This window comes from Pseudomonas sp. NPDC089401, from assembly GCF_044749485.1.
Lineage (GTDB): Bacteria > Pseudomonadota > Gammaproteobacteria > Pseudomonadales > Pseudomonadaceae > Aquipseudomonas.
In genome coordinates this window covers 103,016-125,386 of record NZ_JBIVIA010000014.1, presented here as the reverse complement: position 1 = coordinate 125,386, position 22,371 = coordinate 103,016, and the positions used below count along the sequence as shown (strand labels likewise).

Below are 22,371 nucleotides of genomic sequence, written 5' to 3'. Positions count from 1 at the left end.
GGTGGATAGTTTGTCTGGGGTTCTGAATACGGAACCCCGGACCCACCATAAAGGAAGCAAGCTGTATGTATGATTTCACCGTGACATGGCAGTCACGCGAACAGGTGCCGAAGATCCCCCCGGGGTTGTTGTTTGCCGGGCTACCCCAAGGGGCTGGGCAGGAAACGAAGACACCTGTGATCGTCTGGGGGGAAAGAAGGGCATACGTTTTCGACGATCAAGTGGATCGGCAGCGAGCCTGGTTGGTTGTCTTCGGCGATGGCGAGCATGTCAGCGGTGGCTCGTCGCTCAGTGGTTTTCGGGGTATCAGCGATATCCGCATCTTTTCCAGCGTATCGCTGGAATTGACAGATGCCGCTGGCCTCACGATCGAAATCCAGTTTGCGCTGCTTGAATATCTGTCGGGTAGCCAGCTGCCCGGGCACGGGTTCGAAGGCTTGCCCCTTGGCATTCCGTTCTACCTGAGCAATGGAAAGCGGATGCTGGTGGCTGATGGGAATGGCGTGCACATGGCGGTGGATCCTGATGCCGGCGACGGCAGATGGCTGTTCGAACGAGGGGGGTTGGTGCATTCCTCTACCCGTCAGGTCCTTGGCCTTGGGGCTCGGGTGTTGCCAGCGAGTGCACAGGTCCCTCGATGGCACCTTTCATCCCAGGGCGTGCTGAGTTATGGCGAAGGTGCGCACGTACTGGTCGTCGATCCCGACGGTGGCCAGGTGGGCCTGCGGGACGCCGCGGATGCGTCGTCTGCCGATGCGCCATGGTCGATCAACTGGATCCCTCACGTATCCCGAAGCAAGGCTGAAGGCTTGCTGGTCCGGAAGCTGGATATCTGCCTGGAGGTTGCCAAGGGCCAGTGGCCGGAGGTTGCCGGAAAGGTGCATTTTTCGATCAATGGCAGCAAGGCGCGTCAGCTGTTGACGAGGCAGATCAGGAGTGGCGCTTCGCTGCGGGTGACCGTGGGCCTGGCCAACATGTTCTCGGGCCATTCGATCTTCACGGACGATCTGCACAGCATCGAGCTGTTTTACCTGAGGGAGAAAGACGAAGGTCCGGCCTGGCGCTTCTGCTCGCTGAGGCTGGAGGTCAACGATGCCATGAGCAATGGCGTACTGGAAGTTGCCAGCCCTTGGTTGCTGCCGGGCAAGTTGCAGTGCTGGAGCGGCAAGGTGAACTGGTTGAACTGGCGCCACAAGCAGGGTGACTCGCCGCTGGACCACGCCGGTTATGCCTTGGCCGAACACTGCAAGGCGCTCCCGGCGAGCTGGTTGTCCTGGCGCTCCGCTGCCCCTGAAACCCTCGACGGAGCATGCCAGCTGATCGGTGCATCCCAGGGCAGGATTCTCGCCTATGACCTGGTTCATGAAACGCCAGTCCATCTTCCGGCCAATACGGGAAATGACGTCTATACGTGGGCGTATTCCCCTCACGGCAGCTTCATCGTCAAGCATTGGGGCGAGGCCGTGCCGCGCGATCCGTTCTTCAAGCACTGCCGACTGGCGGCAGGCGGTTCGGTCGTGTGCGCCGGCGAAATGAGGATCAGGCGAGTGGCGTCCGATCTGGTGGTGCAGGACGTGCTGTGCATGACCAACGTCGACGATGCCAGGGGCTACCGGCCCGATCGAGGTGCCTGCCTGGTGCATGTCCTCGAACGGCTGGGCCAATTGGGTTTCGAGGGCACCAGGGCGCATGTCTATTCCAGGGATCCGGTGTCCGAGATTCCCGCGATGCAATGAAACCGGGCCTGGTCCGACTGGCGTCGGGCCGGCTTCTGGCCGTGTTGTGCGATCTGGCCGACAGCCTGCGGTTGTGGGCGTGGGTAGCGTGCCAAGGGTCGCAGTCACGCCAGAAGAGGCAAGCATCATGTATGGATTCAACGTGCAATGGCATGCACGCGAAACATTGCCGCAGATTCCCCCCGACTTGCTGTTCGCCGGCGCAAGCAAAGCGGTACAAGGCACAGTGCAGCTGCTGACGCCGGTGATCTGCTGGGGCGATAGCCGTGCCTACGTGTTCGATGACCGCGTGCACCACCAGCATGCCTGGCTGGTGGTGTATGGCGATGGCGAGCATGTCACGGGTGGGCAGCAACTGGTGGATTTCCGCCATGTCAGTGCTATCAGGGAGTTGCCCAACGGCATTGCCCTGGAGCTTCATGATGCCAGTGGCCGCACGGCCGAGATCTCCCATCTGCAACTTCAGGGGCTGACGGGCAGGGACCGTCGAGACGCTGAAATCGAGGGGCTGCCCACGGGCATGCCGTTTTTCCTGAGTGATGGTCACGACATGCTGGCGGCGGAAGACGGCAGGGCCTACCTCGCGGCAGTGCCCGATAGCCTGGCCGCGCAATGGTTGTTCAGCAACGGGCGGCTGACCCACGTCGCCACGCGTCAGGTGCTGGGGCTGGGAATCCGGCCATTGCCGTCCGGCCGTGATACCGGGAGGTGGCACCTCTCACCCGAAGGGCGGCTGATGTATGGCGATGGCGCACGGGGGCTGGTGGCTGACGATGCCACCAGTGAGGTCTTGTTGCAGGCCTTGGACAAAGCGCGGCTCGAGACTCGATGGCAGGTCATGTGGCCTGGCCAGGGGCGCCGACGCAAGGCCGAGGGCCTGCTGGTCGACAAGCTGGAAGTACGCCTGCAGGTTGCCGAGGACTATTGGGCAGGGACCAGCGACAAGATCTACTTCTCCATCAACGGCGGTGCCAGGCGCCAGCTGCTGGCCGAGGGGTTCGAGCGCGGCACATTGTTGCGCGTCCCGGTCGACCTGGCCCACCTTATGCCGGGGCGCTCGGTGTTCGCCGACGACCTGGACAGCATCGAACTGTACCAGGTGAGCATGGGCGGCACAGGCGCGCAGTGGCGCATGAGTTCGCTGGACCTGCGGGTCAACGACCAGATCAGCAACCGTGTATTGGGCTCTGCAAGCGGCTGGTTGAAGCCTGCCGAGAAAGCCAACTGGAGCGGCAGGGTGAACTGGCTGGACTGGCGGCACGAACAGGATCAGTCGCCGCTGGATTACGCCGGGCTCACCTATCCGGTGGACTGGCTGCCGATGCTGGCAGACTGGCGTTACTGGCGTAGTTACGACCCTTCGTCCATCGATGGCGTGTGCCAGCTGATCGGGGTTTCGGCTGGTCATGTCCTGGCATACGACCTCAAGGAAAAAAGCGTGGTCTACCTCAAGCCCAATACCAAGGATGACGCCTACACCTGGGTGTACACACCCCAGGGCAGCATCATCGTGAAGCACTGGGACAAGGCCACTTCCCGCGATCAGTACATCCGTCACAGCCAGTTGGGGGCGGGCAAGCCGGTGGTGTGCGCGGGCGAGCTGAGCATCGGCGAGTCCAGCTCGCACCTGGCCATCAGCGATCTGCTGGGCATGATCAACGATGCCTCCGGCCACTACAAGCCAGATGGCGGGGCGTGCCTGGGGCACGTGCTGGAGCGGCTTGCGCAGCTGGGCTTCGATACCCGCGACACGCAGACCCACAGCCGAGCGTAGCCGCCCGGCGACCCGCCACGAAAAAACCCCAGGCTTGCGCGCTGGGGTCTTTTCGTGGCTTTTTGTTCGGCGCCTGGGCTGGCTTACATGTTGGGGTAGTTCGGCCCGCCGGCACCTTCAGGGGTGACCCAGGTGATGTTCTGCGCCGGGTCCTTGATGTCGCAGGTCTTGCAGTGCACGCAGTTCTGCGCGTTGATCTGGAAGCGCTTGCTGCCGTCTTCCTGGCTGACCACTTCGTACACGCCCGCCGGGCAGTAGCGCTGGGCCGGCTCGTCGTACAGCGGCAGGTTGCTGGCGATCGGCACGTTCGGGTCGGTCAGCTTCAGGTGGCAGGGCTGTTCCTCTTCGTGGTTGGTGCTGGAGAGGAATACCGAACTGAGCTTGTCGAAGCTGAGCTTGCCGTCCGGTTTCGGGTAGTCGATCTTCTTCGCGTCGGCGGCCAGCTTGAGGCAGGCGTAGTCCGGCTTGGTGTCGTGCAGGGTGAACGGCAGCTTGCCGCCGAACCAGTTCTGGTCGACATAGTTGAACGCACCGCCAAGCAGTGGGCCGAACTTGTGCAGGGCAGGGCCGAAGTTGCGGCTGGCGAACAGCTCTTCATACAGCCAGCTGGCCTTGAAGGCACTCACGTAACCGTCGAGCAGGTCGCCACCCTCGCGGCCGGCGGCCAGTGCGTCGGCCACGGCTTCGGCGGCAAGCATGCCGGACTTCATCGCGGTGTGGCTGCCCTTGATCTTCGAGAAGTTCAGGGTGCCGAGGTCGCAGCCGATCAGCGCGCCGCCATTGAAGACCATCTTCGGCAGCGAGTTCAGGCCACCTTTGCAGATGGCGCGGGCGCCATAGCTGATGCGCTTGCCGCCCTCGAGGTACTTGCTCATCACCGGGTGGTGCTTGAGCCGCTGGAACTCGTCGAACGGCGACAGGTACGGGTTGGCGTAGGACAGGTCGACGATCAGGCCGACCACTACCTGGTTGTTTTCCAGGTGATAGAGGAACGAACCACCGGTGTTGTCCTTGGCCATGACGTCCAGCGGCCAGCCGGCGGTGTGCACCACCAGGCCCTGCTCATGCTTGGCCGGGTCGATTTCCCAGATTTCCTTGAGGCCGATGCCGTAGTGCTGGACGTCGGCTTCGTTGTCGAGGTCGAAGCGCTTGATCAGTTGCTTGCCGATGTGGCCACGGCAGCCTTCGGCGAACAGGGTGTACTTGGCGCGCAGCTCCATGCCCGGGGTGTACAGGCCGTCCTTGGGGTTGCCTTCACGGTCGACGCCGAGGTCGCCGGTGACGATGCCGCGGACCACGCCGTTCTCGTCGAACAGCGCTTCCTGGGCGGCGAAGCCTGGGTAGATTTCCACGCCCAGGTTCTCGGCCTGCTGGGCCAGCCAGCGGCACAGGTTGCCCAGGGAGATGATGTAGTTGCCGTGGTTGTGCATGGTCTTGGGCACGAACAGGTCAGGCACCTTGGTCGAACTGCCGGCATCCTTGAGCACGTAGATGTCGTCGCGCTTCACTTCGGTGTTCAGCGGCGCGCCGAGTTCCTTCCAGTCGGGGAACAGTTCGTTCAGGGCACGCGGTTCGAATACCGCGCCGGAGAGGATGTGGGCGCCGACTTCGGAGCCTTTTTCGACCACGCAGACGCTGATCTCGCTACCGGTTTCGGCGGCCTTCTGCTTCAGGCGGCAGGCGGCGGACAGGCCCGCGGGGCCTGCGCCGACGATGACCACGTCGAATTCCATGTATTCGCGTTCCACAGGTTCTCTCCTACTCATCAAGGCTCGTGCTGTTGCTTGGTCTTATGGGTGCTTGCGTGCAGCGGCGCTTCACTGGCGCGAAACTGTAGCTACGCAATGGACGGACTACACCGTTTTGTCTTGGCGCGCATTATATCTACACCACTTGGCGGGTCCAATACAAACGTTTGTTTGAATTTGCCAAAGCCCCGTAAAATCACAGGAGCGCGGCTGGAGGGTGACCGATTTGCCGTATTGACCGGATTGGGTGTTACGGTCAAGATACGAGCGGTTTTACGTTCGCCGTAGGCTTGCAGGCGGGCACAGGTACACCTCTAAAGACCAGGTGTGGAGCAGGGTTTTGCGGCTTTTGGTCGGTTTGTAGTGGAGTTTACACACCACGACAGGAAATGACCCGTGGGTAATTGCCGCAACGGTCTGAAAAGGACTGTTCGGTCACCCTGAAGTTGCCCCCTCCCGGTACGTTTTTAGAGGTGCCCTTGTACCCACGCGCATCGCCGGGCTCTGCCCCAGGCGACTATCTATTCACCGGAGAGTAACGAGGAATCCATGAAGGTTCTTGTAGCTGTCAAACGAGTGGTCGACTACAACGTCAAGGTTCGCGTCAAGGCGGACAACTCCGGCGTCGACCTTGCAAACGTCAAGATGTCCATGAACCCCTTCTGCGAAATCGCCGTCGAAGAAGCCGTGCGCCTGAAGGAAAAAGGCGTGGCGAGCGAGATCGTCGTGGTTTCCGTCGGCCCGACCACTGCTCAGGAGCAACTGCGTACCGCCCTGGCCCTGGGTGCCGACCGCGCCATCCTGGTCGAAGCCGCCGATGAGCTGAATTCCCTGGCCGTGGCCAAGGCGCTGAAAGCCGTTGTCGACAAGGAGCAGCCGCAGCTGGTGATCCTCGGCAAGCAGGCCATCGACAGTGACAACAACCAGACCGGCCAGATGCTGGCCGCGCTGACCGGCTTCGCCCAGGGCACCTTCGCCTCCAAGGTGGAAGTGGCAGGCGACAAGCTGAACGTCACCCGTGAAATCGATGGCGGCCTGCAGACCGTTGCGCTGAACCTGCCAGCCATCGTCACCACCGACCTGCGCCTGAACGAGCCACGCTACGCGTCGCTGCCGAACATCATGAAGGCCAAGAAGAAGCCGCTGGAGACCGTGACTCCAGACGCGCTGGGCGTGTCCCTCGCCTCCACCAACAAGACCCTGAAGGTCGAAGCCCCGGCTGCCCGAAGCGCTGGCGTCAAGGTCAAATCGGTGGCCGAACTGGTCGAGAAGCTGAAGAACGAAGCGAAGGTAATCTAAATGACTATCCTGGTTGTCGCTGAACACGAGAATGGTGCCGTAGCCCCGGCCACCCTGAACACTGTCGCCGCTGCCGCCAAGATTGGTGGTGATGTGCACGTGCTGGTCGCAGGCCAGAACGTTGGTGGCGTCGCCGAATCCGCCGCGAAGATCGCTGGCGTGGCCAAGGTGCTGGTCGCCGATAACGCCGCCTATGCCCACGTCCTGCCGGAAAACGTCGCGCCGCTGATCGTCGAGCTGGCAGGCGGCTACAGCCACGTGCTGGCCCCGGCCACCACCAACGGCAAGAACATCCTGCCGCGGGTTGCCGCGCTGCTGGACGTCGACCAGATCTCCGAGATCATCTCGGTGGAATCGGCCGACACCTTCAAGCGCCCGATCTACGCCGGTAATGCCATTGCCACCGTGCAATCGAGCGCTGCGGTCAAGGTCATCACCGTGCGTACCACCGCCTTCGACGCCGTGGCCGCCGAAGGCGGTTCGGCTGCGGTCGAAGCCATCGGTGCCGCGCACAACGCCGGTATCTCGGCCTTCGTCGGCGAAGAGCTGGCCAAGTCCGACCGCCCTGAGCTGACCGCTGCCAAGATCGTCGTCTCCGGCGGCCGTGGCATGGGCAACGGTGACAACTTCAAGCACCTGTACAGCCTGGCCGACAAGCTCGGCGCCGCCGTCGGCGCCTCGCGCGCCGCGGTCGACGCAGGCTTCGTGCCGAACGACATGCAGGTCGGCCAGACCGGCAAGATCGTTGCGCCACAGCTGTACATCGCCGTCGGTATCTCCGGCGCGATCCAGCACCTGGCTGGCATGAAGGATTCCAAGGTGATCGTTGCGATCAACAAGGACGAAGAAGCGCCGATCTTCCAGGTCGCCGACTACGGCCTGGTAGCCGACCTGTTCGAAGCGGTTCCGGAGCTGGAAAAGCTGGTCTGATCCAGCGGCTTCACTTATAAAGAAACCCGGCCCTTGTGAGGGGGTCGGGTTTTTTTTTGAATGGGCGCCGCATTGCGGCGCATCGCGAGCAAGGCTCGCCCCTACGGGTCGAGGTCCGTAGGAGCGAGCCTTGCTCGCGATGCGCCACAAAGTGGCGCTACCAAGGAGTGAAGGATGGTGGTGCGCAACGCGGGCAGGGTGCTGGCATACATGATGGTGTTGCTGCCGTCGATAACGATCGCCGCCGGCAAGTGCGAGCGCCTGGTGGCGACCGGTAGCCCGGATGCCCCGCCGTATTCCTGGCAGGACCCGAAAGACCCCGCGCACCTGATCGGCGCCAACGTCGACCTGCTGCGCCAGGTGGCCAGCGAGCTGGGCGTGAAGGTGGAAGTGCTCAGTGCCGGTCGCCGCGAGCAGGCACTGGAGGAAGTGCGCAGTGGGCGCATGGACCTGCTGCTCGACACGCCCATGCAGGTCGAACAGCTGACCGCGCTGGACTACATCCACCCAGCCTTGCAGCTCAACGAATACCTGGTGTGGACACGCCACGACGCGACCCTGGAATTCGACGGCCCGGCGGACCTCGCCAGGTACCAGGGCAGCCTGTCCGAAAAGGCTCGCCTGACCCCGGCCTTCACTGCCTTCGCCAGGCAGCAGTTGAAGCTGGTGCCCGCGCAAAACCTGACCCAGGCGTTCCAGAAGCTGGTGCTGGGCCAGGTCGACTATGTGCTGGCCGGGCGCTACTCGGGCATGGCCATGGCCCAGAGCCTGGGCATGAGCAACGACCTGATCGCCCGTGGCCTGCCGGTGGATCGACCGGGCCTGTACCTGGCTGTTTCGCACAACTCGGCATGCAATGACGCCTGGTTGCGTGGGCAACTGGCAAAAAAGCTGACAGAATTGCCGATCTCCGGTGCGTCTGAAGCCGTGCTGCAACGTAACGTCGAGCGCTGGAAAGCGCAGATGCAACCGCAGGCAGGCGCCCCCAAACAGTAGGAAGAGTGCGTGAGAACCCAATCACTGATCCTAGCCGTGGCCATGCTCGGCCTGGCTGGCTGCGCCAACGACCCGGCGCCCAATGAGCAGATGCGTATCACCGAGCAGGCGCTGGAGCAGGCCAAGGCCGTCGGCGCCAACGACCAGGTCGAGACGTTGAAGCTGGCCGAAGACAAGTTCGCCCGGGCCAGAAGCAACATGCTGACCGAGGACTACCGGGATGCACGCATGCGTGCCGAGCAGGCCGAGCTGGATGCGCGGCTGGCCGAGGCGCAGGTGCTGAACCAGAAGAGCGAAGAGCAGCTGCAATTGTTGCAGTCGCGGATCAAGCGCCTGCACAAGCAGCTGGAGGTGCAGCCATGATGCGCCTCAAGCCCGTTGCCGTGTTCGTGCTGCTGGCCTTGGCCGGCGGCCTGCAAGGGTGCGCCAGCCAGCGCAGCTCGGCAGCGCTGGATGACGCCAGCGCCGCGTTCCAGAAGGTCAAGGACGACGCCGATGTGCTGCGCAGCGCGCCGCGCGACGTGATTCGTGCTGGTGAGTCGCTGTCCCGTGCCGAGCGCCTGTCCGGCTACATCGGCACTGGCAGCGACGTGCGCCATTACGCCTACCTGAGCCAGCGCTACAGCGAGATCGCCCGTGAGCACGCCAAATTGGCGCTGAACCAGGAGCGCCAGGCCAAGCTCGACCTGGAGCGGCAGCGCCTGCAGTTGGCCTTGCGCGAGGCGAAGCTTGCCAGTGTGCAGCAGCAGGGCAAGTGGCTGGAGAGCCAGATTGCCGCGCTGGCATCGCAGCAGGCCGACCGTGGCCTGGTGATGACCCTGAGCGATGTGCTGTTCGATACCGGCAGTGCCGACCTGAAAAGTTCGGCCAGCCGCACCGTGCTCAAGCTGGTCCAGTTCCTTCAGCTCAATCCACGGCGCATCGTGCGCATCGAGGGTTACACCGACAGCACCGGCGCGCCGGAGGACAACCTCAAGCTGTCCCGCGGCCGCGCCCAGTCGGTGGCCGACATGCTGGTCGACCTGGGGGTCGACGAAAGGCGCCTGCAGGTCGAGGGGTATGGTGACCAGTACCCGATCGAGGTCAATGCCTCGGAGCGGGGCAGGGCGCAGAACCGTCGGGTCGAGATCGTCTTTTCCGACGACAAGGGCAAGCTCGCGCCTGCGCGCTGAATATCCTGAAAAGGGGCCGCTTTGCGGCCCGTTCGCGGGCAAGCCCGCTCCCACAGGTTTCGTGCAAGCCTCGGACTGTGGGAGCGGGCTTGCCCGCGAATGGACCGCAAGGCGGTCCTGGAGGGTTAATCGTTTAGACAGGTGTCACACAACTGTATAGTTGACTAACCTGCCATCTGTCCCAGTACACTTTGCAACTGTTACGGTATGCTCTACCGTCAGTGTGTCGCACAAGAACAACGAGCCCGCCCGCGCGTCGAGATACCGCCATGACCAACCTGCTGTTGTACCAGCGTATCGCCCAGCAACTGGCCGATGACATCCGTCGTGGCGTCTACCAGCCGGGCGAGCGCGTACCGTCCGTGCGCAAGATGAGCGCCCAGCTCAACGTCAGCCATGCCACGGTCTTGCAGGCCTATGCCAACCTCGAGGACCAGGGCCTGATCCGCGCCCGGCCACAGTCCGGCTACTACGTGCACCAGACGCCGGCCTTGACGGCGCAGACCCCGGACATCGCCCGGGTCGAGCGCCCCGGGCTGGTCACCCGGGCGAGCATCATCCAGCAGGTGCTGACCGAGGCCCGTCGCGACGGGGTGTTCCCGTTCGGCGCCGCCGTGCCTCATGTCGGCTACCTGCCGGTGCGTGCCCTGCATCAGCAGATCGCCAAGGTCACCCGCTTTCATAGCCCGCGCGCCTTCAGCTACATGTTCAGCCCCGGTTTCGAGCCGCTGCGCCGGCAGATCGCCATCCGCATGCGCGATGCCGGCGTGATGGTCGACCCGCGCGAAGTGATCGTCACCCATGGATGCGTCGACGCCCTGCAGATGTCGCTGCGGGTGCTGACGCGCCCTGGCGACCTGATCGCCGCCGAATCGCCGACCTACTACGGGTTGCTGCAGTTGGCCGACCTGCTGGGCCTGAAGGTGATCGAGATCCCCAGTGACCCGTCGACCGGCATCAGTCTCGAAGCCTTGCAGCTGGCCGCCAACCAATGGTCGATCAAGGCCCTGGTGCTGACCTCGCGCCTGAGCAATCCGCTGGGCGGGACCATCCCCGAAGAGCGGCAGAAACAGTTGCTGCGCCTGGCCTCGGACTTCGATATCCAGATCGTCGAAGACGATATCTATGGCGAACTGATGTTCGAGCAGGGCAAGACCAAGGCGCTGAAGGCCTACGACCGGCTCGATCGGGTGATCTACTGTTCGAGTTTTTCCAAGACCCTGTCGCCTGGTGTGCGGGTTGGCTGGATGGTGGCAGGGCGCTACCAGGAGGAGATCCAGCGCCTGCAGACCTTCACCACCCATTCGGCCTGCAGCGTCACGCAGATGGCGGTGGCGGCGTACCTGGAAAACGGCGGCTACGACCGCCACCTGCGCTTCATCCGCCAGGAGTACCGCAAGAACCTCAGTGCCTACCAGTTGGCGGTGCAGCAGCACTTCCCCGAAGGTACCCAGATGACCCGGCCGACCGGCGGTTTCATTCTCTGGGTCAGCCTGCCTGGCCGGGTCAATACCCAGGAGCTGCATGTGCGGGCGCTGGAGCAGGGCATCAGCATCGCGCCGGGGCTGATCTTCAGCAATACCGAGCAGTTCAACCACTGCATTCGTCTCAATTGCGGCATTCCGTGGAACAAGGAAGCCGAGCGGGCGGTGATCACCCTCGGATTACTGGCCCAGCAACTGTGCCGGGAATCGCAGCCCACACTTTTGTAAGGCTTGCCAGCGGCGGGCGGAACAGCGAGCATACGCACTTTTCCAGCCTGCCTTTTCTGGTGTCCATGAGCCTGTTGCGTTGCCTTGCCTTGCTTTTCTGCCTTGCGCCCCTCTGGATATCCCCGGGTATGGCCCAGGCTGCGCAACCGGCCGCCCAGGCCAAGGCGCTCGACAAGAGCAAGTCGGCACAGAAGCCTGTGGCCAAACCTGCCAAACCAAAATCCAAATCCAGGCCTGTGCGCAAGCCGGTCAGCAAGGTGGTGGCGCAGCCACTGCCCAAGGCCAAGCTCGACCTGAGCCTGCCAACCGACATGGTCAAGAACCTGCAGCCCGAGGTTGGTGATGCAACCTTGCGACGCAAACCTTTGCTGCCTGCCATGTTTACCGAAAAGCCAGAGGACAGTGACAGTCCGTTCCAGCTCAACGGCCGGCTGATCAGCAACGAAATGCAACTGCAGTTGCGCAACGACGCCCGCCGTGACGTGGATGGTGCGGCGATCGAATTCCAGTTTCGCAACTAGCCACAGCCAACTGACTGCCGGGTCACGGCAGATTTCATCGGCGGGGCAATTTCAAACGAATGTTTGAGGCGTTACTATCCAGGGACGTTCGTCCCGTTTTGCTTCTGGGAGTCCTGAATCACCATGAATTGCCGAGAGGGTTGCGGTGCCTGCTGCATCGCCCCGTCCATCAGCTCTGCGATGCCGCGCATGCCCGAGGGCAAGCCGGCAGGCGAGCGCTGCCTGCACCTGACCGTCGACAACCTCTGCGACCTGTTCGGCAAGCCCGAGCGGCCGGCCGTGTGTGGTGGCTTCAAGGCGGATATCGAGGTGTGCGGCAATGATCGCGACGAGGCAATCAGGATTCTGGGCTGGTGGGAGCAGATGACGGCGGCGTGACAGGTTGGGTCTTCGACAACAAGGAACAAGACGATGAGATCGATCAAGCGTATTGCACTGCTGTGTGGCCTGGGTGTGGTATTGGCGCCAAGTGCCTGGGCCGAGAGCTGGCAGGTGGCCAAGGACGAGGAGGGGATCAAGGTTTCCCTCAGCGAAGTGGCAGGCTCCAAGTACAAGGCCTATCAGGGCGTGACCCTGATCAAGGCGCCGCTGGCCAAGGTGCAGGCACTGCAGGAGGATGTGGCGGGGGCTTGCAAATGGATTCACGAGTGCCAGTCGCAGAAGCTGCTCAAGCATGAGGGTGACCAGAGCTGGACCTACACCCAGTTCAACACGCCATGGCCGGTGACGCCGCGTGATTCGGTGCTGCACATCACCACCATCAAGGGCGCCGATGGCAGCCTGACCCGTAACCTGGTCGAAGAGCCGACCTATATCCCGGAAGAGAAGGGCTTCGTGCGGGTGGCGAAGGTCGAGGGCTTCTGGAAGCTGGTGCCCAAGGGCGACAGCACCGAGGTGACCTATCAGGTGCACACCGAGCCAGGCGGCAGCGTGCCGGCGATGGTGGCCAACAAGTTCGTGGTCGATGCGCCGTTCAATACCCTCAAAGGGCTGCGTGAGCGGGCCGAGAAAAACTGAGGTTGATGGGTTGGCTGCGCCGGCCTCTTCGCGGGTAAACCCGCTCCCACATTGATCGCGCAAGCCTTGAGTCTAGTGGTATCCCTGTGGGAGCGGGTTCACCCGCGAAGAGGCCGGTACAGGCTGGCACAAATGAAAAAGGCTGCCCGAGGGCAGCCTTTTTGCGTTCGGCTTGTAAAAGCTTACTTGCGGTCTTTCAGCTCGACGATGTCGCGTGCCAGCTCGCCGGTGTACAGCTGGCGCGGACGGCCGATCTTGTACGGGCTGGAGAGCATTTCCTTCCAGTGCGAGATCCAGCCCACGGTACGTGCCAGGGCGAAGATCACGGTGAACATGCTGGTCGGAATGCCGATCGCCTTGAGGATGATGCCCGAGTAGAAGTCGACGTTCGGGTACAGCGAGCGCTCGATGAAGTACGGATCGGTCAGGGCGATCTCTTCCAGGCGCATGGCCAGTTCCAGCTGCGGATCGTTCTTGATGCCGAGCTCGCCCAGGACTTCGTCGCAGGTCTTCTTCATCACGGTGGCGCGCGGGTCGCGGTTCTTGTAGACGCGGTGACCGAAGCCCATCAGCTTGAACGGGTCGTTCTTGTCCTTGGCCTTGGCGATGAACTTGTCGATGTTCGAGACATCGCCGATTTCATCGAGCATGGTCAGCACCGCTTCGTTCGCGCCGCCGTGGGCAGGGCCCCACAGCGCGGCGATGCCGGCGGCGATACAGGCGAACGGGTTGGCGCCCGAAGAGCCCGCCAGGCGCACGGTGGAGGTGGAGGCGTTCTGCTCGTGGTCGGCGTGGAGGATGAAGATCCGGTCCATCGCCTTGGCCAGCACCGGGCTGATCGGTTTGATCTCGCACGGGGTGTTGAACATCATGTGCAGGAAGTTCTCCGCGTACGACAGGTCGTTGCGCGGGTACATCATCGGCTGGCCCATGGAATACTTGTAAACCATCGCGGCCAGGGTCGGCATCTTGGCGACCAGGCGCACCGCGGAAATTTCGCGGTGTTGCGGGTTATTGATGTCCAGGGAGTCGTGGTAGAACGCCGACAGGGCGCCGACCACGCCGCACATCACCGCCATCGGGTGAGCGTCGCGGCGGAAACCGTTGAAGAACGACTTCAGCTGCTCGTGAACCATGGTGTGGTTCTTCACGGTGCTGACGAACTGGGCCTTCTGCTCGGCATTCGGCAGTTCGCCGTTGAGCAGCAGGTAGCAGGTTTCGAGGTAGTCGGATTTCTCGGCGAGTTGTTCGATCGGGTAGCCGCGGTGCAGCAGCACGCCCTTGTCGCCATCGATGTAGGTGATCTTCGACTCGCACGAGGCGGTCGCCATGAAACCTGGGTCGAAGGTGAAGTGACCTGTGGCCCCCAACCCGCGGACGTCGATTACATCAGGACCAACGGTGCCGGTTAAAATGGGCAGCTCGACGGGGGCAGCGCCCTCGATGACCAACTGCGCTTTTTTGTCAGCCATGTGGCCTCCTATTAATGCTTGAAATCATCAGACAGCCCCCCACGCAGGGCCCGCACCACTATAGAGAAGTAAATTCGAATGTCAATTTGCCTAAAGGCTGGTTGAAAGCCCCTCTGAAGCCTGATTTTTCTAGAATTTCTCGCCCGTTTACGCCTTTTGCGCATTAAAGGCAATGCGCTATTTGGGCTACCCCGTCACGTTGTCATGAGCAGCCTAACTGTCTATACTCGGCACCCGACTCCCTGGGGCTTGCAAGCCCGAACTACTGGGGGTCGCCGTTCCCTGGGTGGTGGGTACCTGACCAGTACACTTACCAACAACTTTGCCCTGATTCGCTAGGGGCTCTTCAGTGTGAAAAAAGCCGTGAAAAGCCAACGACCTGTAAACCTAGACCTAAGGACCATCAAGCTCCCCGTCACCGCGTACACGTCCATCCTGCACCGTATCTCCGGCGTCATCCTGTTCCTCGGCCTTGCCATCATGCTTTATGCACTGGGCAAGTCGCTGGGTTCCGAGGAAGGCTTCGGTGAGGTGAAGGCGTGTCTGACCAGTCCGCTGGCCAAGCTTGTGACCTGGGCCCTGCTGTCCGCCCTGCTGTATCACCTGGTGGCAGGCGTACGCCACCTGATCATGGACATGGGCATCGGTGAGACGCTGGAAGGCGGCAAACTGGGCTCGAAAATCGTGATTGTCATCTCCGTGGTGGTGATCGTTCTGGTGGGAGTTTGGGTATGGTAACCAACGTCACGAACCTGTCGCGTTCGGGCCTCTATGACTGGATGGCGCAGCGCGTATCGGCGGTCGTTCTCGCGGCTTACTTCCTCTTCCTGATCGGCTACGTGGTCTGCCACCCAGGCATCGACTACACCCAGTGGCATGGTCTGTTCTCCAACAACGTGATGCGGATCTTCAGTCTGCTGGCCCTCGTTGCCCTGGGCGCTCACGCCTGGGTCGGCATGTGGACCATCGCCACCGACTACCTGACGCCAATGGCGTTCGGCAAGTCGGCGACTGCGATTCGTTTCCTGTTCCAGGCGGTATGCGGCGTTGCGATGTTCGCTTACTTCGTCTGGGGTGTGCAGATTCTCTGGGGTATCTGATCCATGGCTAGCATTCCAACCATTTCCTTCGACGCCATCATCATCGGTGGCGGCGGCGCCGGCATGCGCGCAGCGCTGCAGCTGGCACAGGGCGGTCACAAGACTGCCGTGGTCACCAAGGTCTTCCCGACCCGTTCGCACACCGTATCCGCCCAGGGCGGCATCACCTGCGCCATCGCTTCGGCCGACCCGAACGACGACTGGCGCTGGCACATGTACGATACCGTCAAGGGTTCCGACTACATCGGTGACCAGGACGCTATCGAATACATGTGTCAGGAAGGCCCGGCTGCGGTCTTCGAGCTGGACCACATGGGCCTGCCGTTCTCGCGTACCGAAACCGGCCGTATCTACCAGCGTCCGTTCGGTGGCCAGTCCAAGGACTTCGGTAAAGGTGGCCAGGCCGCCCGTACCTGCGCCGCTTCCGACCGTACCGGTCACGCGCTGCTGCACACCCTGTACCAGGGCAACCTGAAGGCCGGTACTACCTTCCTCAACGAGTACTACGCTGTTGACCTGGTGAAGAACCAGGAGGGCGCGTTCGTCGGTGTGATCGCAATCTGCATCGAAACCGGCGAAACCATGTACATCAAGTCCAAGGCCACCGTTCTGGCCACTGGCGGTGCCGGTCGTATCTACGCCTCCACCACCAACGCCCTGATCAACACCGGTGACGGTATCGGCATGGCCCTGCGTGCCGGCGTGCCGGTGCAGGACATCGAGATGTGGCAGTTCCACCCGACCGGTATCGCCGGTGCCGGTGTACTGGTTACCGAAGGTTGCCGCGGTGAAGGTGGCTACCTGATCAACGCCCACGGCGAGCGCTTCATGGAGCGTTACGCGCCGAACGCGAAGGACCTGGCTGGCCGCGACGTGGTTGCCCGTTCCATGGTCAAGGAAATCATCGCCGGCAACGGCGTGGGCCCGAACAAGGACCACGTGCTGCTGAAGCTGGACCACCTGGGCGAGGAAGTGCTGCACAGCCGCCTGCCGGGTATCTGCGAACTGTCCAAGACCTTCGCCCACGTCGATCCGGTCGTTGCGCCGGTTCCGGTCGTGCCGACCTGCCACTACATGATGGGCGGCGTTGCCACCAACATTCATGGCCAGGCCATCACCATGGACGAAGAAGGCAAGGACCACATCATTCCTGGTCTGTTCGCTGTAGGTGAAGTGGCGTGCGTATCGGTTCACGGTGCCAACCGTCTGGGCGGCAACTCGCTGCTCGACCTGGTGGTATTCGGCCGTGCTGCCGGCCTGCACCTGGAGAAGGCGCTGAGCGACGGCATCGAGCACCTCGACGCCAGCGACACCGACATCGATGTTGCCCTGAGCCGCCTGAACAACCTCAACGGGCGTACCACGGGTGAAGACGTTGCCAGCCTGAAGCGCGAGCTGCAGAGCTGCATGCAGAACTACTTCGGTGTATTCCGTACTGGCGAATACATGCTGAAGGGTATCGAGCAGCTGGCCGGCCTGCGCGAGCGCATCGCCAACGTCAAGATCAACGACAAGTCCCAGGCCTTCAACACCGCGCGTATCGAAGCGCTGGAGCTGCAGAACCTGCTGGAAGTCGCCGAAGCTACCGCCATCGCGGCCGAAGCCCGCAAAGAGTCCCGCGGCGCTCACGCCCGTGAAGACTTCGAAGACCGTGACGACGAGAACTGGCTGTGCCACACCCTGTACTACCCGGGTGAGAAGCGCGTTGCCAAGCGTGGCGTCAACTTTGCGCCGAAGACTGTTCCAGCCTTCGAACCAAAAGTCCGGACTTACTAAGGGTGGCTACTATGTTGAAAGTCGAAGTTTATCGTTACAACCCGGACACCGACTCGGCGCCCAAGATGGAGTCGTTCGACGTCGATACCGGCGGCAAGGACCTGATGGTTCTCGATGTGCTGGCGCTGATCAAGGAAAAGGACGAAGGTTTCTCGTACCGTCGCTCCTGCCGTGAAGGCGTTTGCGGTTCCGACGGCATGAACATGAACGGCAAGAACGGCCTGGCCTGCATCACCCCGCTGTCGGGCGTGGTCAAGGGCAACAAGCTGATCCTGCGCCCGCTGCCAGGCCTGCCGGTCATTCGTGACCTGGTGGTCGACATGAGCATCTTCTACAAGCAGTACGAGAAGGTGAAGCCATTCCTGCAGAACGACACCCCGGCTCCGGCCATCGAGCGTCTGCAGTCGCCGGAAGATCGCGACAAGCTGGACGGTCTGTACGAGTGCATCCTGTGCGCCTGCTGCTCGACCTCCTGCCCATCGTTCTGGTGGAACCCGGACAAGTTCCTGGGCCCTGCCGCCCTGCTGCAGGCCTATCGCTTCCTGGCCGACAGCCGTGACACCAAGACCCAGGAGCGCCTGGCGTCCCTGGATGACCCGTTCAGCGTGTTCCGCTGCCGCGGGATCATGAACTGCGTCAACGTTTGTCCGAAGGGTCTGAACCCGACCAAGGCAATCGGTCACGTACGTAACATGCTGCTGCAAAGCGGCACCTGATCCAAAGCGTTGTAACTGCAGTAAGCCGAGGTGCGGGTGGTGAGCCCGCACTGAGGTAAAACCTGGGCAAGGGCCCACAAAGCCCGCGCTCGATACCTATGAAGATATGAGACCAGCAGGGGCTTTCCGGGCTGGTACCCGGAAAATCAGCAGGATCCAAGTGGCGTGGTTCAGTCGCTTTATTCGGACTTTTCCAGGTTTGCTGTGGCTCTCGCCGATCAGTCCCCTAACCGAGGGTGACCAAGCATGCAAGAAAGCGTGATGCAGCGCATGTGGGATAGCGCCCACCTTTCAGGTGGTAACGCTGCATATGTGGAAGAGCTCTACGAGCTCTACCTGCACGACCCTAACGCTGTGCCAGAAGAGTGGCGCACCTACTTCCAGAAGTTGCCCGCCGACGGCAGCACCGCTACCGACGTTTCGCACTCGACGATCCGCGATCATTTCGTACTGCTGGCAAAGAACCAGCGCCGCGCCCAACCGGTTTCCGCCGGGAGCGTGAGCACAGAACACGAGAAGAAGCAGGTTGAAGTTCTGCGACTGATCCAGGCCTATCGTATGCGCGGCCATCAGGCTGCCAAGCTCGACCCCTTGGGGTTGTGGCAGCGCCCTGCGCCCGTAGACCTGTCGATCAATCACTACGGCTTGACCAATGCCGATCTTGATACGACCTTCCGTGCCGGCGACCTGTTCATCGGCAAAGAGGAGGCGAGCCTACGCGAGATCGTAGAAGCACTCCAGAAGACATATTGTCGCACCATTGGCGCCGAGTTCACCCACATCGTCGATTCCGAGCAGCGCAGCTGGTTCCAGCAGCGTCTGGAAAGCGTGCGTGGCCGTCCGGAATTCTCCGCCGACGTGCAGACCCACCTGCTCGAGCGCGTGACCGCCGGTGAAGGCCTGGAGAAGTACCTGGGGACCAAGTACCCGGGCACCAAGCGTTTCGGCCTGGAGGGTGGCGAAAGCCTGATCCCGATGCTGGACGAAATGATCCAGCGCTCCGGCTCCTACGGCACCAAGGAAGTCGTGATCGGCATGGCCCACCGTGGCCGCCTGAACGTGCTCGTCAACACCTTCGGCAAGAGCCCGCGCGAGCTGTTCGACGAGTTCGAAGGCAAGAAGATGAACGAGCTGGGCTCCGGTGACGTCAAGTATCACCAGGGCTTCTCCTCCAACGTGATGACCTCCGGTGGCGAAGTCCACCTGGCCATGGCGTTCAACCCATCCCACCTGGAAATCGTCTCGCCGGTGGTGGAAGGTTCGGTTCGCGCCCGTCAGGACCGTCGCAACGACACCGTTGGCGACAAGGTACTGCCGATCTCGATCCACGGTGACGCTGCGTTCGCCGGCCAGGGCGTGGTCATGGAAACCTTCCAGATGTCGCAGACCCGCGGTTTCAAGACCGGCGGTACCGTGCACATCGTGATCAACAACCAGGTCGGTTTCACCATCAGCAACCCGCTGGACTCGCGCTCCACCGAGTACGCCACCGACGTCGCCAAGATGATCCAGGCGCCGATCCTGCACGTGAACGGTGACGATCCGGAAGCCGTGCTGTTCGTGACCCAGCTGGCGGTCGACTACCGCATGCAGTTCAAGCGTGACATCGTCATCGACCTGGTCTGCTACCGTCGTCGCGGCCACAACGAGGCCGACGAGCCGAACGGCACCCAGCCGCTGATGTACCAGCAGATCACCAAGCAGCGCACCACCCGTGAACTGTACGCCGAGTCCCTGATCCAGGCCGGTCGCATCGACGCCGAGCGCGCTCAGGCCAAGATCGACGAGTACCGCAACGCCCTGGACAACGGCCTGCACGTGGTCAAGAGCCTGGTCAAGGAGCCGAACCGCGAGCTGTTCGTCGACTGGCGTCCATACCTGGGCCATGCCTGGACTGCGCGTCACGACACCCGCTTCGACCTCAAGACCCTGCAGGACCTGTCGGCCAAGCTGCTGGAGCTGCCGGAAGGCTTCGTCGTACAGCGTCAGGTCGCGAAGATCTACGAAGACCGCCAGAAGATGCAGGCCGGTGGCTTGCCGATCAACTGGGGTTATGCAGAGACCATGGCCTACGCCACCCTGCAGTTCGAAGGTCACCCGATCCGCATGACCGGCCAGGACATCGGCCGTGGCACCTTCTCGCACCGTCACGCGGTGCTGCACAACCAGAAGGACGCCAGCACCTACGTACCGCTGAAGAACCTGTTCCCGGGCCAGCCGCGTTTCGACCTGTACGATTCCTTCCTCTCGGAAGAAGCCGTGCTGGCGTTCGAATACGGCTACTCGACCACCACGCCAAACGCGCTGGTGATCTGGGAAGCCCAGTTCGGCGACTTCGCCAACGGTGCGCAAGTGGTGATCGACCAGTTCATCACCAGCGGCGAGCACAAGTGGGGCCGCCTGTGCGGTCTGACCATGCTGCTGCCACACGGCTATGAAGGGCAGGGCCCGGAGCACTCCTCCGCGCGCCTGGAGCGTTACCTGCAGCTGTGCGCCGAGCACAACATCCAGGTCTGCGTACCGACCACCCCGGCACAGATCTACCACCTGCTGCGTCGCCAGGTCATTCGCCCGCTGCGCAAGCCGCTGGTGGTCCTGACGCCGAAGTCGCTGCTGCGCCACAAGCTGGCCATCTCGACCCTGGAAGACCTGGCAGAAGGCTCGTTCCAGACCGTGATCCCGGAAATCGACGCGATCGATCCGGCCAAGGTCGAACGCCTGGTCCTGTGCAGCGGCAAGGTCTACTACGACCTGCTGGAAAAACGCCGTGCCGAAGGCCGCGAAGACATCGCGATCCTGCGTCTGGAGCAGCTGTACCCGTTCCCGGAAGACGACCTGGTCGAAATCCTGGCGCAATACAGCAACCTCAAGCACGCCGTCTGGTGTCAGGAAGAACCGATGAACCAGGGCGCCTGGTACAGCAGTCAGCACCACATGCGCCGTATCCTGGGCCGCCACAACAAGGCACTGGTCCTGGAATACGCCGGCCGCGACGCTTCCGCCGCGCCAGCCTGTGGTTACGCTTCGAAGCACGCCGAACAGCAGGAAAAACTGCTGCAAGACGCCTTCACTGTCTAACGCCTTCGCGCACCTGAAACCGAATTTAAGGAAACACAGATAATGGCTATCGAGATCAAAGCCCCAACCTTCCCGGAATCGGTTGCCGACGGCACCGTTGCCACCTGGCACAAGCAGCCGGGCGAAGCCGTCAAGCGTGACGACCTGATCGTCGACATCGAGACCGACAAGGTCGTCCTGGAAGTGCTGGCCACTGCCGACGGCGTGCTGGGCGCGATCGTGAAAGGCGAGGGCGACACCGTCCTGTCCGACGAAGTGCTGGGTTCGATCGTTGAAGGTGGCGCTGCCGCCGCCGCACCAGCTGCCGCTCCGGCCGCTGCTGCCCCGGCTGCCGCTGCCGCCGACGCTGGCGAAGACGACCCGGTCGCCGCTCCAGCCGCGCGCAAGCTGGCTGAAGAGAACGGCATCGACCTGGCCACCGTTGCCGGCACCGGCAAAGGCGGTCGCATCACCAAGGAAGACGTCGTCGCTGCCGTCGCCAACAAGAAGTCGGCCCCGGCTCCGGCTGCCAAGCCTGCCGCCGCCGCTGCTGCCGCTGCCCCGGTTGTCGTCGCCGCTGGCGACCGCACCGAGAAGCGCGTGCCGATGACCCGCCTGCGCGCCAAGATCGCCGAGCGTCTGGTCGAAGCCCAGTCCAACATGGCGATGCTGACCACCTTCAACGAAGTCGACATGACCGAAGTCATGGCCCTGCGTTCGAAGTACAAGGACCTGTTCGAGAAGACCCACAACGGCGTGCGCCTGGGCTTCATGTCGTTCTTCGTCAAGGCCGCCACCGAAGCCCTGAAGCGCTTCCCGGCGGTCAACGCCTCGATCGACGGCAACGACATCGTCTACCACGGCTTCGCCGACGTCGGTGTTGCGGTTTCCAGCGACCGTGGCCTGGTGGTACCGGTACTGCGTAACGCCGAATCGATGAGCCTGGCTGAGATCGAGAACGGCATCGCCACCTTCGGCAAGAAGGCTCGTGACGGCAAACTGTCGATCGAAGAAATGACCGGCGGCACCTTCACCATCACCAACGGTGGTACCTTCGGTTCGATGATGTCGACCCCGATCGTCAACCCACCGCAGGCTGCGATCCTCGGCATGCACAACATCATCCAGCGTCCGATGGCCGTCAATGGCCAGGTCGTGATCCGCCCGATGATGTACCTGGCGCTGTCCTACGACCACCGCCTGATCGATGGCAAGGAAGCGGTAACCTTCCTGGTCACCATCAAGAACCTGCTGGAAGATCCGTCTCGCCTGCTGCTGGACATCTAACCCTCTGGCTGCGTACCGTGCCGGGCCTGGCTTCGCGAGAAGCCATGCCGCGCGGTTC

At 62.4% G+C, this 22,371-nt stretch carries 19 protein-coding genes; 17 read left to right on the top strand and 2 right to left on the bottom strand.

Annotated features, from left to right (window positions below):
• Positions 1-65: 65 nt before the first annotated feature.
• Complete coding sequence (locus ACIP21_RS25405) at positions 66-1,736, top strand: hypothetical protein (protein ID WP_400693654.1); 1,671 nt, start codon at positions 66-68, stop codon at positions 1,734-1,736.
• A gap of 127 nt (positions 1,737-1,863) precedes the next feature.
• Positions 1,864-3,510, top strand: coding sequence for a hypothetical protein (locus ACIP21_RS25400; protein ID WP_400693652.1), 1,647 nt, complete (start codon positions 1,864-1,866; stop codon positions 3,508-3,510).
• A gap of 83 nt (positions 3,511-3,593) precedes the next feature.
• Here the strand turns inward: ACIP21_RS25400 and ACIP21_RS25395 are convergent, their stop codons facing one another.
• Positions 3,594-5,276, bottom strand: coding sequence for an electron transfer flavoprotein-ubiquinone oxidoreductase (locus tag ACIP21_RS25395; protein WP_400693649.1), 1,683 nt, complete (start codon positions 5,274-5,276; stop codon positions 3,594-3,596).
• A gap of 531 nt (positions 5,277-5,807) precedes the next feature.
• Between ACIP21_RS25395 and ACIP21_RS25390 the strand changes: the two genes are divergently transcribed.
• From ACIP21_RS25390 to ACIP21_RS25350, 9 genes are all read left to right on the top strand, one after another.
• Entirely contained in the window at positions 5,808-6,557 is a 750-nt protein-coding gene (locus ACIP21_RS25390; protein ID WP_400693646.1) for an electron transfer flavoprotein subunit beta/FixA family protein, read from the top strand.
• Positions 6,558-7,487 carry an electron transfer flavoprotein subunit alpha/FixB family protein gene (locus tag ACIP21_RS25385; RefSeq protein ID WP_400693643.1) on the top strand — a complete coding sequence of 310 codons (930 nt, stop codon included), beginning with the start codon at positions 6,558-6,560 and terminating at the stop codon, positions 7,485-7,487.
• A 174-nt stretch (positions 7,488-7,661) separates the two neighbouring features.
• Positions 7,662-8,483, top strand: coding sequence for a substrate-binding periplasmic protein (locus ACIP21_RS25380; protein WP_400693640.1), 822 nt, complete (start codon positions 7,662-7,664; stop codon positions 8,481-8,483).
• Positions 8,484-8,492: 9 nt separating this feature from the next.
• Positions 8,493-8,846, top strand: coding sequence for a DUF4398 domain-containing protein (locus ACIP21_RS25375; protein WP_400693637.1), 354 nt, complete (start codon positions 8,493-8,495; stop codon positions 8,844-8,846).
• The gene (locus ACIP21_RS25370) at positions 8,843-9,655 is read left to right on the top strand and encodes an OmpA family protein (protein ID WP_400693634.1); all 813 of its coding nucleotides are present in this window, start codon (positions 8,843-8,845) and stop codon (positions 9,653-9,655) included. The genes ACIP21_RS25375 and ACIP21_RS25370 overlap by 4 nt, the downstream gene beginning before the upstream one ends.
• A gap of 269 nt (positions 9,656-9,924) precedes the next feature.
• Positions 9,925-11,367 carry a PLP-dependent aminotransferase family protein gene (locus ACIP21_RS25365; RefSeq protein WP_400693633.1) on the top strand — a complete coding sequence of 481 codons (1,443 nt, stop codon included), beginning with the start codon at positions 9,925-9,927 and terminating at the stop codon, positions 11,365-11,367.
• A 65-nt stretch (positions 11,368-11,432) separates the two neighbouring features.
• Entirely contained in the window at positions 11,433-11,888 is a 456-nt protein-coding gene (locus ACIP21_RS25360) for a hypothetical protein (RefSeq protein ID WP_400693632.1), read from the top strand.
• A 123-nt stretch (positions 11,889-12,011) separates the two neighbouring features.
• Entirely contained in the window at positions 12,012-12,266 is a 255-nt protein-coding gene (locus ACIP21_RS25355; protein ID WP_400693629.1) for a YkgJ family cysteine cluster protein, read from the top strand.
• Positions 12,267-12,299: 33 nt separating this feature from the next.
• Positions 12,300-12,905: an START domain-containing protein gene (locus ACIP21_RS25350; protein ID WP_400693627.1), complete on the top strand. Its 606-nt coding sequence runs from the start codon at positions 12,300-12,302 to the stop codon at positions 12,903-12,905.
• A gap of 182 nt (positions 12,906-13,087) precedes the next feature.
• Here the strand turns inward: ACIP21_RS25350 and gltA are convergent, their stop codons facing one another.
• Positions 13,088-14,377: a citrate synthase gene (gene gltA / locus ACIP21_RS25345; RefSeq protein WP_400693624.1), complete on the bottom strand. Its 1,290-nt coding sequence runs from the start codon at positions 14,375-14,377 to the stop codon at positions 13,088-13,090.
• Between the two features lie 351 nt (positions 14,378-14,728).
• On the opposite strand from gltA, the gene sdhC reads away from it, so the two are divergent.
• The 6 genes from sdhC (at position 14,729) to odhB (ending at position 22,313) form a co-directional block, all read left to right on the top strand.
• Positions 14,729-15,115, top strand: a complete 387-nt coding sequence (gene sdhC / locus ACIP21_RS25340) for a succinate dehydrogenase, cytochrome b556 subunit (protein ID WP_400693621.1) — start codon at positions 14,729-14,731, stop codon at positions 15,113-15,115.
• Positions 15,109-15,477, top strand: coding sequence for a succinate dehydrogenase, hydrophobic membrane anchor protein (gene sdhD, locus ACIP21_RS25335; protein ID WP_400693618.1), 369 nt, complete (start codon positions 15,109-15,111; stop codon positions 15,475-15,477). Before sdhC ends, sdhD begins: the two co-directional genes overlap by 7 nt.
• Before the next feature lie 3 nt (positions 15,478-15,480).
• Entirely contained in the window at positions 15,481-17,253 is a 1,773-nt protein-coding gene (gene sdhA / locus ACIP21_RS25330) for a succinate dehydrogenase flavoprotein subunit (RefSeq protein ID WP_346643265.1), read from the top strand.
• An 11-nt stretch (positions 17,254-17,264) separates the two neighbouring features.
• Positions 17,265-17,969: a succinate dehydrogenase iron-sulfur subunit gene (locus tag ACIP21_RS25325; protein WP_172231853.1), complete on the top strand. Its 705-nt coding sequence runs from the start codon at positions 17,265-17,267 to the stop codon at positions 17,967-17,969.
• Between the two features lie 246 nt (positions 17,970-18,215).
• Positions 18,216-21,047 carry a 2-oxoglutarate dehydrogenase E1 component gene (locus ACIP21_RS25320; RefSeq protein WP_400693615.1) on the top strand — a complete coding sequence of 944 codons (2,832 nt, stop codon included), beginning with the start codon at positions 18,216-18,218 and terminating at the stop codon, positions 21,045-21,047.
• A 42-nt stretch (positions 21,048-21,089) separates the two neighbouring features.
• Positions 21,090-22,313 (top strand): 2-oxoglutarate dehydrogenase complex dihydrolipoyllysine-residue succinyltransferase, encoded by a 1,224-nt coding sequence (odhB, locus tag ACIP21_RS25315; protein WP_400693612.1) that lies wholly within the window; start codon positions 21,090-21,092, stop codon positions 22,311-22,313.
• The last annotated feature ends 58 nt before the right edge of the window (positions 22,314-22,371 follow it).